This is a genomic window from Streptomyces sp. MJM8645, assembly GCF_001625365.1.
In the GTDB taxonomy this organism is placed as follows: domain Bacteria; phylum Actinomycetota; class Actinomycetes; order Streptomycetales; family Streptomycetaceae; genus Kitasatospora.
In genome coordinates this window covers 210,529-227,056 of record NZ_LJJF01000001.1, presented here as the reverse complement: position 1 = coordinate 227,056, position 16,528 = coordinate 210,529, and the positions used below count along the sequence as shown (strand labels likewise).

General features: G+C 73.5%; 13 protein-coding genes. 9 read left to right on the top strand and 4 right to left on the bottom strand.

Going from position 1 to position 16,528, the window contains the following annotated elements; translation table 11 throughout:
* Positions 1–135 precede the first annotated feature (135 nt).
* Entirely contained in the window at positions 136–1,536 is a 1,401-nt protein-coding gene (locus tag A6F73_RS00870; RefSeq protein ID WP_063345965.1) for a PD40 domain-containing protein, read from the bottom strand.
* 189 nt (positions 1,537–1,725) lie between these two features.
* Complete coding sequence (locus A6F73_RS00865; protein ID WP_063345964.1) at positions 1,726–3,981, bottom strand: RICIN domain-containing protein; 2,256 nt, start codon at positions 3,979–3,981, stop codon at positions 1,726–1,728.
* 242 nt (positions 3,982–4,223) lie between these two features.
* Here A6F73_RS00865 and A6F73_RS00860 point away from each other — a divergent pair, with 242 nt between their 5' ends.
* The 8 genes from A6F73_RS00860 to A6F73_RS00825 all read left to right on the top strand — a co-directional run bounded on the left by A6F73_RS00860 (position 4,224) and on the right by A6F73_RS00825 (position 13,566).
* Positions 4,224–5,111, top strand: coding sequence for an SIS domain-containing protein (locus A6F73_RS00860; RefSeq protein ID WP_063345963.1), 888 nt, complete (start codon positions 4,224–4,226; stop codon positions 5,109–5,111).
* 101 nt (positions 5,112–5,212) lie between these two features.
* The gene (locus A6F73_RS00855) at positions 5,213–6,163 is read left to right on the top strand and encodes an ROK family protein (RefSeq protein ID WP_063345962.1); all 951 of its coding nucleotides are present in this window, start codon (positions 5,213–5,215) and stop codon (positions 6,161–6,163) included.
* The gene (locus A6F73_RS00850; RefSeq protein ID WP_063345961.1) at positions 6,160–7,110 is read left to right on the top strand and encodes a hexose kinase; all 951 of its coding nucleotides are present in this window, start codon (positions 6,160–6,162) and stop codon (positions 7,108–7,110) included. Before A6F73_RS00855 ends, A6F73_RS00850 begins: the two co-directional genes overlap by 4 nt.
* Before the next feature lie 25 nt (positions 7,111–7,135).
* A complete protein-coding gene (locus A6F73_RS00845; RefSeq protein ID WP_063345960.1) occupies positions 7,136–7,996 on the top strand; it encodes a class II fructose-bisphosphate aldolase in 861 nt (286 codons plus the stop codon).
* Positions 7,997–8,046: 50 nt separating this feature from the next.
* Complete coding sequence (locus tag A6F73_RS00840; protein WP_063345959.1) at positions 8,047–9,828, top strand: beta-galactosidase family protein; 1,782 nt, start codon at positions 8,047–8,049, stop codon at positions 9,826–9,828.
* Positions 9,829–10,287: 459 nt separating this feature from the next.
* Positions 10,288–11,601, top strand: coding sequence for an extracellular solute-binding protein (locus A6F73_RS00835; RefSeq protein WP_063345958.1), 1,314 nt, complete (start codon positions 10,288–10,290; stop codon positions 11,599–11,601).
* Between the two features lie 94 nt (positions 11,602–11,695).
* Positions 11,696–12,652 carry a sugar ABC transporter permease gene (locus tag A6F73_RS00830; protein ID WP_079135325.1) on the top strand — a complete coding sequence of 319 codons (957 nt, stop codon included), beginning with the start codon at positions 11,696–11,698 and terminating at the stop codon, positions 12,650–12,652.
* Positions 12,649–13,566 (top strand): carbohydrate ABC transporter permease, encoded by a 918-nt coding sequence (locus A6F73_RS00825; RefSeq protein ID WP_079135324.1) that lies wholly within the window; start codon positions 12,649–12,651, stop codon positions 13,564–13,566. Before A6F73_RS00830 ends, A6F73_RS00825 begins: the two co-directional genes overlap by 4 nt.
* A 77-nt stretch (positions 13,567–13,643) precedes the next feature.
* Here A6F73_RS00825 and A6F73_RS00820 read toward each other — a convergent pair whose 3' ends face one another.
* Entirely contained in the window at positions 13,644–14,402 is a 759-nt protein-coding gene (locus A6F73_RS00820) for a DeoR/GlpR family DNA-binding transcription regulator (protein WP_063345956.1), read from the bottom strand.
* A 187-nt stretch (positions 14,403–14,589) separates the two neighbouring features.
* Between A6F73_RS00820 and nagA the strand changes: the two genes are divergently transcribed.
* Positions 14,590–15,744, top strand: a complete 1,155-nt coding sequence (nagA, locus tag A6F73_RS00815; RefSeq protein WP_063345955.1) for an N-acetylglucosamine-6-phosphate deacetylase — start codon at positions 14,590–14,592, stop codon at positions 15,742–15,744.
* A 67-nt stretch (positions 15,745–15,811) separates the two neighbouring features.
* Here the strand turns inward: nagA and A6F73_RS00810 are convergent, their stop codons facing one another.
* Positions 15,812–16,390 (bottom strand): MarR family winged helix-turn-helix transcriptional regulator, encoded by a 579-nt coding sequence (locus A6F73_RS00810; RefSeq protein ID WP_063345954.1) that lies wholly within the window; start codon positions 16,388–16,390, stop codon positions 15,812–15,814.
* Positions 16,391–16,528 lie beyond the last annotated feature (138 nt).

Sequence of the window (16,528 nt, the reverse complement as noted above, 5' to 3'; positions counted from 1 at the left end):
AACGCTGTTACGGGTGTTGCCATTGTTCCTCCCCGCCGGATCATGCTTTTCGTGGCCGGGATGACCGGTGGTCCCGCCCTTCACCGGCAGATTCCGGAACCCGCCTGGTCAGCACCCGTAACAGCCCGTCCGCGGTCAGTGCGTGAGGAGCCGGCGGAGGAAGACGTCCGAGGCGTGGTTGGTGTCGCCGGGGACGAGGGTGCCGTCCTCGGAGGTGAACAGCACGGCGCCGCCGGAGGCGTCGGTGTACGGGTTGTCCGAGGTGCCGGTGCTCGCCGTGCCGTCCTCGGCCGCGCCGGCGAGTTCGACGGCTCCGGTGGCGAGGTCGCGGCGGAACACGTTCTGCCGCCCGCCGTCGACGCCGGGGACGAGGTTGCCGGCGTCGGAGACGAAGTAGACCCAGCGGTCGTCGTAGGACATGGTGCCGCGACCGGCGGAGCCGACCGTGGTGGTGCCGGGCAGCGGGGTGGTCACCCTGGCCACGGTGCCGGTGCGCAGGTCGCGGGTGTAGAGCTCCTGGTGACGGTTGAGGATCGGCCCGCCGGGCGCGTCGAGGGTGTAGACGGCGTACTGCCCGTCGGGGCTGAGGGTGGCGTCCAGGCCGGTGTTGGCGAGCTGGCCGGCGGGGTCGGTGCTCGCGCCGCTGATCACCCCGGTGTGCTGGTCGAACACGTAGAAGGGGTAGGAGGCGTGCCCGAGGATCGCGGGGGAGTCGCCGTGGTCCGCGTGGTCCCCAGGGGCTGCGGCGGCTGCGGGGGTCTGGGCGGGAGCCGGGAGCAGGTTGTACGCGCGGGACTTGAAGCCGATGACGCGGCCGTCGGCGCTGATCGAGGGCAGGTAGGAGTCGCCGTTGCCCGGCTTGCCGTTCACCCCGAGGGTGACCAGGCGGGTGGTGCCCTCCCGGCGGTCGGTGACGTAGATGTTCTCCTTGCTGAACGTGCCGACCGGCGCGAGGTCGGTCCGGGAGGAGGAGAAGGCCACGAAGCGGCCGTCCCAACTGGCCACCGCGTCACGGGAGATGCGGCCGTCCTGGCCGGTGGCTGCCGGGTCGCCGGTGGTGATCAGCTCGGTGACGCCGTCCCGGAGGTCGCGCAGGTAGACCTCCCCGCCGCTGTTGGCCTTGTGGCCGGGCAGCACGTTGGTGGCCTTGGTGTTGAACGTGACGAAGCGGCCGTCGCCGCTGATCGATGCCTGGGTGGTGGGGGCGTCGAGCTGGGCGCCGTCCGCGCCGACGCTGACGCGTTGGGTGCGGCCGGTGTGCAGGTCCCGGACGAAGACGTCCGTCGCGCCGTTGGTGTCGCCGGGCACCAGGTTGGTCGCGTCCGAGGAGAACAGGGCGTAGCGGCCGTCGGCGCTCAGCCCCAGGGCGGCGGACGCGCCGTCCGGCTGCGCGCCGTCGAGGCCGACGCTCACCCGGGTGATCCCGCCCGTGCGCGGATGCGCTTCGGCCGCTGGTGCGGCGAGGCCGGCCAGCACGGCGGCGAGCAGGGCGCAGCCGCCGCGCAGCAGCCCGCGCCGGGGGTGTGTGGTGGTCATGAGGTGGGGTCCTCCCCTTGGTGAGTGACGACGGCGCGGGCGGCGCCACCCTGGTGGGTGGCACCGCCCGCGCAACTGACTGGGGAGAGCCAAACGCCCGGCGGACCGGAGGTCAACGGGCCCGCTTCCGCACTGGCAGATTCTCGCCAACTGACCGAGGGGGAAGGGAGGTTGGATACTGCCGGTTGGTCAGTTGACCGCCCAGACCTGGAGGGGTGATCCGGTGTCGGGCTGCTGGGTGGTCCGGGCGCCGTCGGCGGTGGACGCGGTGGTGAGGAGCAGGCCGCTCTTCTGGGAGGTGATCCGGTAGCCGCCGGCGGCGGGGGTGAGCTGCCAGCGCTGGTTGCCGCCGCCGGTGCAGGCCCACTGGATCACCTTGGCGCCGGCGGAGGTGGAGCCGCCGTCGACGTCCATGCACAGGTGGGACTCGCCGTTGGCGATCTGGTAGCCGCCGTCCGCCTGCCGGGTGAGCACCCAGGTCTGGTTCGGGCCGCCGTTGGGGGCCCAGGTGACCAGTTGGGTGCCCTGGGCGGTGGAGTGGCCGGGGTCGTCGAGGGCCTTGCCGGCGGTGGTCAGGGTGTGGGTGCCGTCCAGCGGGGGGTTGGGCACGGTGCCGGTGGCGGTCAGGGTGAGGGTCTGCTCGCCGGGGCCGCGGGTGCCGCCGACGGGGTTGCCGGTGGTGTCGGCCCAACTGCGGGTGGGGGTGGTCTCGGTGGACCGGCTGTTGGTGGCGGAGAGGCCGAGGACGAGTCCGCTGTAGCGGTTGACCAGCTTGAACGCGCCGGTGGCGGTTCCGTCGGCGGACTTCCCGGGGATGACGAACCACTGCTGGCCGACGGTGGGCCCGCCCGGGCCGGCGGCGGTGGCGGTGGGGCGGGCGCCCCAGGCGCGGCCGGCGGTGGCGGTGGAGTCGACGCCGAGCAGGCGGCCGGTGGCGGCGTTGGCGATCCGGTAGGAGCCGTCGCCGTTGGTGGTGAAGCTCCAGGCCTCCAGGGCGGAGCCGGTGCCGGCGGCCAGCGAGGTGGTGGCCGGGCCGCCGGCGACCTGGGCGAGGACCCGGCCGTCGGCGTTGCCGATCCGGTAGGTCTTGCCGGGGTCGACGGGGGGAGCGGCGGGCGCGGTGCCGTCGATCGTCACGTCCACGTACTCGCCGGACGCGCCGTTGGAGCAGCCGAAGGCGCAGTACGAGCGGAAGGTCTTTCCGACGATCGTGGTGTTGGTGCGGTTCGCGCTGTCGAGGAACCAGCGGTACCAGGACGCGGTGTGGTAGCCGCCGGTGTCGCCGATCGGCACCCACTTCTGGCTGGCGAGGTCGGCGGTGGCGTAGTACTGCTGGGGCGCGGAGCCGCTCTGGTCGACGGCCTGCGGTTCGGCGATGTACAGCCCGAGGTAGGCGTTGTAGGTGATGTCCATGACGAACAGCGGTGAGGTGGGGGGCATCGTGCCGGCCGCGACCTGCTGGGCCACGGTGCCGGTGTTCGCCGGGTCGTACTCGTCGGCGACCGGGGTGTAGCCGGTGGGGTGGGCGGAGTCGGCGGGCACCAGGTTGCTCTCCTGGCCGCCGGTGCCGGGCTGCGACCACGCGCCGTCGTACCACTTCTGCCACGAGTCGGGTGCCATCTTGGCGGCGATCGGGGCCCGGGCGACGTGCTCGTGGAAGGCCTTCCAGCTGCCGCCCTTGTCGACGATCCGCGAGCCGTAGTAGACGTAGAAGTAGCCCGAGGCGGTGTCGACGAACAGGCGTTGGTCGCCGTCACCGTAGTCGAAGGTCTGGTTCGGGAAGGCCGCGGTGTCGCCCCGCTGGGTGCTGTACGGCGAGGTGATGGCGTGGTCCTTGATGGTCCACGTCCGGCCCTGGTCGCTGGAGACGGCGTAGTCGATGGCGTCGAAGTGGAGGCCGTCGCCGAAGGGTTGCGGGGTGAACTCGTTGTGCACCAGCCCGTACCAGTCGCCGGTGTCCGGGTCGACCCAGATGCCGGAGAGGTCGCAGTAGTTCTTCTGGGCGTAGCCCGACCCGGCGGGCGCGGAGGTCGAGGTCAGGCCGGTGGGGCTGTTGTTGCAGCGCCAGGTGGTGTCGTTGTTGCGGTCCTGGGGGTTGGCGGGGTTGACGGCGTTGCTGAGCGCGCTCGACCGGGTGGCGGAGTCGAAGTCCTTGCCGGTGAAGAAGTCCCAGTACCGCGGGTCGTTCGCGCCGTAGAGCGCGGCGGACTGCTGGAAGTAGAAGGTGCCGTCCTTGTCGGTGTACGGGACGGCGGGGGTGTCGGTGGGGTGGGCGTAGCCGACCGGCTTGCCGACGCTCACGGTGTACGGGGCGGTTGACGGGCCGCCGGCCGGGGCGGCTGACGGCTCAGGGGCTGCCGACGCGGCCGGGGCGAGGCCCGCGCTCAGCGCCAGGAGCGCGGGGGCGAGGACGGCGGCGAGTGCTCTGCGGGGTGGGGCGGACACGAGGTCTCCTTCGGTGCTGCACCGTCGGGGCGGGGGTGGGCGGTGCTGCTCGGGCCCGCCGGTCGTCGTTGGGGGCGCGACCGCCGAGCCCGGCGATGGCATGCAGTATCCGGCCTTCTTGCGCGCAACTGTCAACACCTCTGAGCAACAAATTGCGCAGACGGGTTCCATGGAGTGCTTGAAGATGCTTGAATCTGGCCAGAAAGAAGCAGGTATCAGCAACAATCAAGTGGAGGTGGCCGATGGCGACCCATGTCGAGGCCGAGATCGCCAGCCAGCCGGACTGCTGGCGCCGCGCGGCGGAAGTCGCCGCGGCGGAGTGCACGGCGCTGCCGGAGGCCGGTGAACGGGTCGCGGTGATCGGCTGCGGGACGTCGCTGTTCATGGGCCAGGCGTACGCCGCCATGCGGGAGTCGAGCGGACAGGGCGTCACGGACGCCTTCGCCGCCTCCGAGTTCCCGGGCGTCCGCTCGTACGACCGCGTGATCGCGCTGACCCGCTCCGGCACCACGACCGAGGTCCTGGCCCTGCTGGAGCGGGTGCGCGGAAAGGTCCGCACCGCGGCCGTCACCGCCGACCCGCGGACCCCGGTGATGACCGCGGCCGACGACATCGCCGTGCTGGACTTCGCCGACGAGCGGTCCGTGGTGCAGACCAGGTTCGCCACCACGGCGCTCACCCTGCTGCGGGCCCACCTGGGCCTGCACACCGAGGCGGTGGAGGCCGACGGCCGGGCGGCCCTGGCGGAGCCGCTGCCCGAAGGCCTGGTGGACTGCACCCAGTTCACCTTCCTCGGCACCGGCTGGACGGTCGGGCTGGCGAACGAGGCCGGCCTCAAACTGCGCGAGGCCGCGCTCGCCTGGAGCGAGGCGTACCCGGCGATGGAGTACCGGCACGGCCCGATCAGCATCGCCGCGCCGTCCACCGCCACCTGGATGCTGGGCGCCGCACCGGTGGGCCTGGCCGAGCAGGTCCGGGGCACCGGCGCCCGCTGGATCGAGGGCCGGCTCGACCCGCTCGCGGAACTGGTGCGCGTCCACCGGCTGGCCGCCGCGCTGGCCGCCGCGAAGGGCCTGGACCCGGACCAGCCGCGCAACCTGACCCGGTCCGTGGTGCTCGCCGACTCATGACCGACCAGCCTCGGTTCACGACCGACCAGCCTCGGACCACGACCGACCGACCTCGGCCCACGACCGGCCGGCGTCAGCCCGTGCCCGACCGGCGTCAGCCCATGACCGGGCAGCGCCTGGTCGTCGCCGTGGACGTCGGCGGCACCGGTATCAAGGCCGCCCTGCTGGACCGGGAGGCGGCCGTCCGGCACCAGGCGTGGCGCGCCACCGGGCGCGAACGGGGCCCGGAGGCCGTCGTGGCCACCGTCGTCGACCTGGTCGCGGACGTGCGGCGGGAGGCCGGGCGGCAGGGCGCGGAGGTCGACGCCGTCGGCCTGGCCGTTCCCGGCATCGTCGACGAGGCCACGGGGACGGGCGTCTACTCCGCCACGATCGGCTGGCGGGACGTCCCGTTCCGGGAGCTCGTCGCCGAGCGCACCGGCCTGCCCGTGGCCGTCACCCACGACGTGCGCGCCGGCGGCGTGGCCGAGGCCCGGCTCGGAGCCGGGCGCGGCGAGGAGCGCTTCCTGTTCGTCCCGGTCGGCACGAGCATCGCCGCCGCCGTCATGACCGGCGGCCGCGCCATGCCCGGCGCGCACCACCGGGCCGGGGAGATCGGCCACCTCGTGGTGCGCCCGGGCGGGGAACCGTGCGCCTGCGGGGCCCGGGGCTGCGCCGAGACCTACGCCTCGGCGGCCGCCGTGGCGCGGCGCTACACCGAGGCCACCGGCCGGCCGGCCCTCGCACCGGAGGTGGCGCGGCTGGCCGCGGAGGGGGACGGGGCGGCCGGCGCCGTCTGGCAGGAGGCGGTCGACGCCCTGGCCGACGCCCTGCTGACGGCCGTCCTGGTGCTGGACCCGCCGCTGGTCGTGCTGGGTGGGGGCCTCGCCGAGTCCGGCGACCTGCTGCTCGCCCCGCTGGCCGCCGCCCTGGCCGGGCGCGCCCGGATCCAGGTCGCGCCGCGCCTGGTGCCCGCCGCGCTCGGGGACCGGGCCGGTTGCCTGGGCGCCGGCCTGCGCGCCCTGGACGCGGCGGCCGACCGCGCGGCCCCGGAACGGAGCCCGGCGCCGTGATCGTCACCGTGACCCCGAACCCCGCCCTGGACATCACCTACGGCGTGCCGGCGCTGCGCCCGCACACCAGCCACCGGGTGGCCTCCGTCCACGAACAGGCCGGCGGCAAGGGCGTGAACGTGGCCCGGGTGCTGCACGGCCTCGGCCGGCGCACCACGGCCGTCCTGCCGCTCGGCGGGTCCACCGGCGCGGTGCTGCGGGCCGACCTCGACCGGGCCGGCATCGCCTGCCTGGGCGTCCCGCTCGCCGCAGGCACGTCGACCCGGCGCACCGTCGCCGTGGTCGACGCCGTCGACGCCACCGTGCTGAACGAGCCCGGACCGGAGCTCTCCGCCGAGGACTGGACGGCCCTGCGCGCCGCCGTCCGCGGTCTGCTCCCCACCGCCCGGGCCCTGGTGCTGTCCGGGAGCCTGCCGCCGGGCCTGCCGGGCGACGCCTACGCGGACCTGGTCCGCCTCGCCCACGACCAGGGCGTGCCGGTCGTCCTGGACGCCGACGGCGCCGCGCTCACCGGGGCACTGGCGGCCGGGCCCACGGCCGTCAAGCCGAACGCGGTCGAACTGCGCCGCGCCACCGGCATCGCCGACCCGCTCCGCGCGGCACACGCCCTCGTCGACGCCGGCGCCCGGGCGGTGGTCGCCTCGCTCGGCCCCGACGGGCTCCTCGCCGTCACCCCGGACGGCGACTGGCGGGCCCGGCTGCCCCCGGAGGCCGTCGTGCGGGGGAACCCGACCGGCGCGGGGGACGCGGCGGTCGCGGCGCTGGCCGCGGCCCTCGCCGACCGCACGCCGTGGCCGGCGGCGCTGGCCCACGCGGTGGCCCTGTCGGCCGCCGCCGTCCAGGCCCCGTACGCCGGCCGGTTCGACCCGCAGGCCTACCGCGGCCACCTCCCGCTGGTCCGGGTCACCCCGGCCACGCCCTTCGCCGGCTCAGCTCCTTCCGACTGAACAGCCCCACCCGACAGGAGAGTTCATGCCCCTGGCAGCCACCGGCGGCCTCGTCGCCCGGGCCGCGGCCCGGCACGGCGCCGTCGCCGCCTTCAACGTCATCACCCTGGAGCACGTCGAGGCCGTCGTCTCCGCCGCCGAGACCGCCGGCACCGCGGTGATCCTCCAGGTGAGCGAGAACGCGGTGCGGTTCCACGGCGGGCGGCTGGCCCCGCTCGCCGCGGCCGCCGTGCGCTGCGCCGAGCCGAGCACCGTCCCGGTGGCGCTGCACCTGGACCACGTGAAGACCGGCGTCCTGCTCCGCCAGGCCGCCGAATGCGGGTTCAGCTCGGTGATGTACGACGCCGCGCACCTGCCCTACGCGGAGAACGTCGCCGCCACCCGCGAGGCCGCCGTCTGGGCGCACGGCGCCGGGCTCTGGCTGGAGGCCGAACTCGGCGAGGTCGGCGGCAAGGACGGCCGGGGGCCGCTGGACGCCCACGCGCCGGGGGCCCGCACCGACCCCGCAGAGGCGCGGCGCTTCGTCGAGGAGACCGGCGTGGACGCCCTCGCCGTCGCCGTCGGCAGCTCCCACGCGATGACCTCCCGCGACGCCAGGCTCGACCACGACCTGCTCGCCGCCCTGCACGCGGGCCTCGACGTCCCGCTCGTCCTGCACGGCTCCTCCGGGGTCCCCGACGACGAACTGCGCCGCGCCGTCCACGGCGGCATAGCCAAGGTCAACATCGGCACCGCCCTGAGCATCGCCATGACGACCGCCGTCCGGTCCCACCTGGCGGCGGACGAGCGGGGCGTCGACCCCCGCGCGTACCTGGCCGCGGGCCGCGGGGCGATCACCGAGGCCGTCGGCCGGCTCCTGCCCGTCGTCGCAGGCACTGCCGGATGACCCGGCCCCGGCCGACACCGTCCCCCGAACCGCCCCCTCAAGGACCACTCATGCTCCAGATCTCCCGGACCGGGTTCACGCTCGACGGGCGCCCCCTGCGCCTGCTCTCCGGCGCCCTGCACTACTTCCGCAGCCTGCCCGGGCAGTGGCCGCGCCACCTGCGGATGCTGCGGGCGATGGGGCTCAACACCGTGGAGACGTACGTCCCCTGGAACCTGCACGAGCCCCGCCCCGGCACGTACGACTTCACCGGCATCGCCGACCTGGAGGCCTTCCTGCGGGCCGCCGCGGACGCCGGACTGCACGCGATCGTCCGCCCGAGCCCCTACATCTGCGCCGAATGGGAGAACGGCGGCCTGCCCTGGTGGCTCCTGGCCGAACCGGGCAGGGCGGGCCGAGGCCTGCCGCTGCGCACCGGCGACCCGCGCTTCCTGGCCCACGTCGACCGCTGGTACGACACGCTGATCCCGATCCTGGCGGCGCACCAGACCACCCGCGGCGGAAACGTCCTGATGGTCCAGATCGAGAACGAGTACGGTTCCTACGGCACCGACCGGGCCTACCTCGCCCACCTCGCCGACGGCCTGCGCGCCCGCGGTATCGACGTCCCGCTCTGCACCTCCGACGGGCCGGAGGACTTCTTCCTCACCGGCGGCGCCCTTCCCGGCCACCTCGCCACCGTCAACTTCGGCAGCCGCGCCACCGAGGCCTTCGCCGAGCTGCGCCGCCACCGCCCCCAGGACCCGCCGATGTGCATGGAGTTCTGGAACGGCTGGTTCGACCACTGGGGAGAGCCGCACACCACCCGCCCGGCCGAGGACGCCGCCGAGGCCCTGCGTGAGATCCTGGCGGCCGGGGCCTCCGTCAACCTCTACATGGCCCACGGCGGCACCAACTTCGGCACCTGGGCCGGCGCCAACACCGCCGACCCGCGCACCGGCCGGGGCTACCAGCCGACCGTCACCTCCTACGACTACGACGCCCCGCTGGACGAACGAGGCGCCCCCACGGCCAAGTTCCGGGCCTTCCGCGAGGTCCTGGCGGCGTACGCGGACGGGCCGGTGCCGGAGCCCGAGGAGCTCCCGGCCACGCTGCCGGCGTGCCGGGTGGAGCTCGACAGGGCCCTGCCGCTGGCGGACGTGGTGGACCAGCTGTCCACCGGCGAGGTCCGCTCCGCCGTCCCGCTCTCCTTCGAGGAACTCGGCCTCCCGCACGGCCTCGTCCGCTACCGGACCACCATCCCCGGCCCGCGCACGGCGTACCCGCTGACCGTCGAGGGGCTCGCCGACCGGGCCCACGTCCGCGTCGACGGCACCCACCTCGCCACCCTGGAACGCGACGTCGAGCACGAGCCCCTGCTCGTCCCGGTGCCCGGCGCGGGTGCCCGGCTGGAACTGCTGGTCGAGTCGATGGGCCGGGTCAACTACGGCGCCGGGATCGGCGACCGCAAGGGGATCGCCGGGGCCCTGCACACCCAGCAGTACCTGCACGGGTGGACGGCCGACCCGATGCCGCTGGCCGACGGGACACCGGACCGGCTCCCCTGGGACGCGGCCGTCGCTCCGGCGGTCGGCCCCGGAGCGGCCTTCCACCGCGGCGCCTTCGAGGTCGGGGAGCCCGCCGACGGCTACCTGGCGCTGCCGGGCTGGGGCAAGGGCTACGTCTGGGTCAACGGCTTCCTGCTGGGCCGCTACTGGGACCGCGGACCGCAGTGCACGCTCTTCCTGCCCTGGCCGGTTCTGCGCAGCGGGACGAACGAGATCACCGTCCTCGAACTCGACCGCTCCGGCGAACCCGCCGTGCACCTGGTGGCCGGGCCCGACCTGGGCTGACACCCCGTGCACCCGGCCCGTCGCCGGGCTCTCTGCCCGGCTCTCCGCGCGACGGGCCGTGTCGAAACCGAGACCGCTTCGTGCTCCGAAGCCCTAGGAACCTGCTCGATATTGAGCAATACTCATCCGAACTGCGCACCATAGAGCAGGGGGTGGTCCGATGGGCACGCGACCACCGACACCCGGACCGGGCCCGGACCAGGATCCGGCCCCGGACCCGGCCCGGTGAGGAAGCCGCCGACGCGCGGCGGCACTCCCGGCCGGCCCCAGAACCTCCGGAACCCGGGCACCCTGCCGACCCCCACCGCACCCGCACCCCCACCCTCACCGCACCCTCACCGCACCGCACCCTCACCGCACCGCACCCTCATCGCACCGCACCCGCTCGCGCCGGCCGCCGTCCACCCGACACCGCGCCGCGACGGCCGAGGGCCAGTACACGTAAAGGACGAGATCCTCATGGCGAAGACACGAATCCGCACCCGCCTGCTGGCCGCCGCCGCCACGCTGCCGCTGCTCGCCGGCATCGCGGCCTGCGGATCGGGCGGTGACGGCGCCTCGGGCGCCGGAGGGTCCGCCGAGGTCACCTTCTGGGGCTGGGCGCCGGGCTACGAGGAGGCGGTGGCCCAGTACAACGCGGCCCACCCGGACGCCAAGGTCAAGTTCGAGAAGATCGTGTCGGGCAGCAAGGGCGGCTACGCCAAGATCTTCGCGGCCGTCAAGGCTGGCAACGCCCCCTGCCTGGCCCAGGTCGGCTACGAGTCGCTGCCCAGCTTCGTCGTGGAGGGCGCCGTCCAGGACGTCAGCGGCGAGGCCGGGCAGTACCAGTCGCAGTACGGGGACGGCGCCTGGAACGCGGTGAAGGTCGGCGGCCAGGTGTACGGCATCCCGGTCGACGTGGGCCCGATGGCGCTCTACTACCGCACCGACCTGTACGCCCAGTACGGCCTGAAGCCGCAGGCCACCTGGGAGGAGTTCGCCGCCGACGCCGCCAAGGTGCACGCCACCAACCCCAACGGGTACCTGAGCGTGTTCAACCCGGACGACCCGTGGTGGTTCGCCGGCATGTCCGCCCAGGCCGGCGGCAGTTGGTTCGGCACCGACAGCAAGGGCTGGAAGGTCTCGCTCGCGAGCGACCCGGCCACCACCAAGGTCGCGAAGTACTGGCAGGGCCTGATCGACCAGGGCCAGGTCAAGTCCGAGCAGGGCTTCAGCCCCGACCTGTACAAGGACCTCCAGGACGGCACGCTCGCCGCCTACCCCGGCCCGGTCTGGTTCTCCTCCATCCTCGAACAGAACGCGGCGCAGGCGTCCGGCAAGTGGGCGGTCGCCCCGATGCCACAGTGGCAGGGCGGCGCCAAGTCGGTCGGCAACGACGGCGGTTCGTCCACCGCGGTGGTCAAGGGCTGCAAGAACACCGCCGCCGCGCTGCGCTTCGCCAACTGGATGAGCACGGACGCCGCCGCCGTCGGCACCCTCGTGGACAAGGCCGGCATCTACCCCGCCTCCACCAGCGGAACGTCGGCGCCGGCGCTGGCGAAGCCGAGCGCCTACTTCGGCAACCAGCCGATCTTCGACGTCTTCAAGCAGGCGACGGCGCAGGCCCCCAAGTGGAGCTGGGGCCCGACCATGACCCAGACCTCCAGCGACCTCACCGACGCCTTCGGCGCGGCCGTCGCCGCCCACGGCGACCTGACGGCGGCGCTGGGCACGGTGCAGAACAAGACCGTCGACGCGATGAAGTCCAAGGGGCTGACGGTCACCGCCGGCTGACCGGCTCGCCGGCGGACCCCGCACGGTCCGCCGGCCCGGGCGCGCCCGACACGCCCGAGGGACCGACCACCGCCCGCACGAGAGAGAACCCCAGATGAGCGCAGCAACCCCGGCGGTGCCGGGCCGCACCGCCCCGAAGGCCGCCACCGCACGACGGAAGACGTCCCGCAACCGCGCGGCCCTCGGCTTCCTGGCCCCCTTCGGCCTGCTGTTCACCGTCCTGTTCCTGCTGCCCATCGGGTACGCGCTCTGGCAGAGCCTGTACCGCGTGGAGCGCTCCGGCCTGGGCTTCGGCCCGGCCAGAACGGTCTTCGCGGGGCTCGACAACTACACCGCGGCCCTGGGCGACGGCTCGTTCCTCGCGGGCGTCGGCCGGGTGCTGCTCTTCGGCGTGGTCCAGGTCCCGGTGATGCTCGGACTGGCCCTCGGCCTCGCCCTGCTGATCGACGCCAAGGGCACCCGGCTGCGGAAGTTCTTCCGGCTCGCCTACTTCCTGCCGTACGCGATCCCGGGCGTCGTGGCCACCATCCTCTGGGCGTTCCTCTACCTGCCCGGGACCAGCCCGCTCGTCGCCGGGCTGAGGGACATCGGCATCGACGCCGACTTCCTCTCCTCCGGCACCGTCCTGTGGTCGATGGCCAACATCGTCACCTGGACCTGGACCGGCTACAACATGCTGGTCATCCTCTCCGCCCTCCAGGCCATCCCCAGCGAGCTCTACGAGGCCGCCGACCTCGACGGCGCCGGCCCCTGGCGGACCGCTTGGCACATCAAGATCCCGCTGGTGGCCCCCGCCCTGGTGCTGACCGGGATCTTCTCCATCATCGGCACCCTCCAGCTCTTCACCGAGCCGATGGTCCTGCACTCGCTGGCCTCGACCGTCTCCGCCGACTACACGCCCAACATGGCGGCGTACAACGCGGCGTTCGGCACCAACGACTACGGCAAGGCGGCGGCCATCGCCGTCCTGCTGGCCCTGGCCACCTGCGTCCTGTCCTTCACCTTCCTGCGCCTCTCGGTGCGCATCACCGGAAACCGGGTGACCGCATGAGCACCGCCGACCTCCGCCGCCCCGAGACCGCCCGCCCGGCGCGCCGCCGCCCCGCCGGGCCCGCCCACCTGGGTGCCCCCGGCCGCCGGCCGCGCCCCAACGTCCTCGGCACGGCCGTCCTGTTCGTGCTCTCCGCCTACTTCCTGCTGCCCGCCTGGTGGCTGCTGGTGGCCTCCACCAAGAGCAGCAGCGACCTGTTCGGCAGCGGCGGGTTCTGGTTCTCCACCCTCCACCTCGGCGACAACCTGCACGACCTGGCCACCGCCAACAACGGGCTCTACTTCCGCTGGCTCCTCAACACCGTGCTGTACGCGGGCGTCGGCGCCGCGGCCGCCACCCTGCTCGCGGCGATGGCCGGCTACGCGCTCACCAAGTACCGGTTCCGGGGCCGCGAGGCGGTGTTCAACACGATCCTCGCCGCGGTGCTCGTCCCCGCGCCGCTCCTCGCCCTGCCGGTCTACCTGCTGCTGTCCAAGGCCCATCTGGTCAACACCGTCTGGGCGGTCCTGCTGCCGAGCATGGTCAGCCCGTTCGGCGTCTACCTCAGCCGGATCTACGCCGCCGCGTCCGTCCCGGACGAGATCCTGGAGGCTGCCCGGATGGACGGCGCGGGGGAGTTCCGGATCTTCTTCACGGTGGTCCTGCGGATCTTCTCGCCGGCGCTGGTGACCATCTTCCTGTTCCAGTTCACCACCATCTGGAACAACTTCTTCCTGCCGCTGGTCACGCTCTCCGACCAGAAGCTCTGGCCGGTCAACCTCGGCCTCTACTACTGGAACGGTCTGCGGGACCACACCCCGTACAACCTGGTCGTCACGGGCTCGCTGGTCTCGGTCGTCCCGCTGGTCGTGGCCTTCCTGCTGCTGCAGCGGTTCTGGCGCACCGACCTGACGGCGGGCGGCGTCAAGGCCTGAGGCGGAGCCGCCGGGCCTGAACCGGGGCCTCGGGGCGTGGCCGGTGGATCAGGCCGCGCCCCGGGGCCCGTCGGCGGTCAGGCCCGCCGGACCCGGACGCCACAGCCGGTGACGGCCCGCTGCTGCGCGTCCGTCAGGCCGTCGTCCGTCACCAGGTCGTGGACGTCGGAGAGCGGGCAGATCCGGGCGAAGGTGACCTTTCCGACCTTGGTGCTGTCGGCCAGCACGACCGAGCGCGCGCTGCTGCGCAGGAACGCCCGGTCGGTCTGGGCCTCCATCTCGTCGTGCGTGGTGCAGCCCTCCTGCGCCGTCAGGCCGTCCACCCCGATGAAGGAGATGTCCAGGTGGTACTGCGAGAGCATCCGGTCGGCGGCCGGGCCGACCAGTTCGTAGCTGGCCGTGCGGGCGATGCCGCCGATCACCACGAGGCGCACCTCGGGGCGGACGATCAGGTCGGCGGCGATGTTCACCGCGTTGGTCACGACGGTGATGCCGGTGCGCTCGGCGAGCACCCGGGCGAGCTCGCTGGTGGTGGTGCCGCCGCTGAGGCCCACCACCGCCCCCTCCGGCATGAGTTCGGCCGCCGCCAGGGCGATCCGGCGCTTCTCCTCCCGCTGCTTCTCGCCGCGGTGGCGCAGGGGCAGTTCGAGGTTGACCGAGCCGGTCACCGCGCCGCCCCGGGTGCGGTGCAGCAGTCCCTGCTCGTGGAGCTCCTGGAGATCGCGGCGCACGGTCGCGGTCGAGACGTCCAGGAGTTCGGCGAGCGCGTGCACATCGGCGCTCCCCGCTTCGGTGACGTGCGAGAGGATCCGGGTGGCGCGATCAGCTTTGAGCATGACGCGATTCTAGCCCGGTCGGGAGCCAAACCCCTGGGTGGCGCCGGGTCGGGCTGATTTCGGCGAACAGGTCGCAGGTCTGGTCGTCCGCTCGAATCTGACTATCATGGCTATGAAACAAGCAACTTCACTCAGTTCTGCGACTGCCTGGAGCAGCGCCGGAGGTGACCGCGTGACAGCGGACCGCATGTCCCTGGCCGGCGCCCGGCTGGTCCTGCCCGGCGGCGTCGTCGAGGGCGGCCGCCTCGCCGTCGAGGGCGACCGGATCGCCGGCCTCGGAGGCGAGAGCGGGCCCGGCGACCTCGACCTGACCGGGTACACCGTCGTGCCCGGCTTCGTCGACCTGCACGTGCACGGCGGCGGCGGCGCCTCCTACGCCTCCGGCATCGCCGAGGAGGCCCTTCTCGCCGCCCGTACGCACCTGGAGCACGGCACCACCACCACGGTCGCGTCCACCGTCACCGGGGAGATCGACGAGGTCGCCCGCCAGGCGTCCGTGCTGTCCGAGCTGGTCGAGGACGGCGTGCTGGCCGGCATCCACTTCGAGGGCCCGTTCATCTCGCACAACCGCTGCGGCGCCCACCGCCCCGACCTGCTGCGCGACCCGGACCCGGCGCTGGTGCGCAAGCTGGTCGACGCCGCCCGCGGCCACGCGAAGATGGTCACCCTGGCCCCCGAACTGCCCGGCGGCCTGGACTCGGTACGGATGCTCGCCGACCTCGGCGTGATCGCCGCCGTCGGCCACACCGACTCCGACTACGCCACCACGCTGGAGGCGATCGACGCCGGCGCGAGCGTCGCCACCCACCTCTTCAACGCCATGCCGGGCATCGCCCACCGCGCCCCGGGCCCGATCGTGGCGCTGCTGGAGGACGAGCGGGTCACCGTCGAGCTGATCAACGACGGCGTGCACCTGCACCCGTCCGTGCTCGACCTCGCCTACGGCACCGCCGGGGCGTCCCGGGTCGCCCTGATCACCGACGCGATGGGCGCGGCCGGCATGGGCGACGGCCTCTACCCGCTCGGCCCGCTCCAGGTCGAGGTCAAGGACGGCGTCGCGATGCTCCCGGACGGCAGCTCCATCGCGGGTTCCACGCTCACCCTGGACGTCGCCTTCAAGCGCTCGCTCACCGTCAACGGCCTGACGCTGAACCAGACCGTCGAGTCGCTGTCCGCCACCCCGGCCCGCCTGCTGGGCCTCGCCGGCTCGATCGGATCCCTGGAGACGGGCAAGCAGGCCGACCTGGTCGTGCTCGACTCCGAGGGCTACGACCTGGTCGCCGTCATGCGCCGCGGCCGCTGGATCACCGGAGCGCCGCCGCTGGCGCCCCGGGCCGGCTGACCGGCGGGGTGGCGGGGCCCGAAGTTCAAGTGTTGTCGGCTGAGTTGAGTCGGCGGCGCCGCGCCGTTCAAAGCTCCGTCGGGTAGCCGCTCCGGGGATGCTTGGCGTTGGCGAGCTGTCGCCGGGGCGCCCGCGGGGGGCGGGACGGGGACTCGCGTGACGGCGAACGTGGCGGAGTCCAGGCCGGGATGGCGGTGGGGGTCTCCGGGTCGGCGGGCCGACCCTGCAGGGCCTGGACCTCGACGGCTTCGGCGAGACACCGCAGGGCGATCCGAACCTGTGCGTTCTGTTCCTCGCTGAGTGCCCCGAGGACCTGCTGTTCGATGGCCAGGCGCCTGGGCATGACGTCGTCGACGGCGGCCGCGCCCGCGTCGGTGATGAAGACCAGTGCCGCGCGCCGGTCCGCGGGGTTGACCGTCCGGACCACGAGGGCGCGCCGTTCCAGCTTGGCCAGCGCCTTGCTCAGCGCGGCCGGCGACCGCCCCATCGAGGCGGCGAGGCGGCGCGCGATCGTCGGCTCGGTCGAGTGGCGGAGGTGGTAGAGCACGTCGAACTCCGATGAGCTGACGGCCGCCGCTTCGAACACCGGTTCAAGGAGGAACTCCAGCATCGCGTGGGCGTGTCGGAGGCCGCCGATGATCTCCATCGACGAAAGGTCGAGGTCAGGACGGCTCTGTACCCACAGTTGCCATACCGCCCGCGTTTCATCCATTCGTGCACATGCTCCAACTTGTTAACCGGTAACCTTTCAGTTACCGTATGACACGTGGCCCGCTTCCAGCTG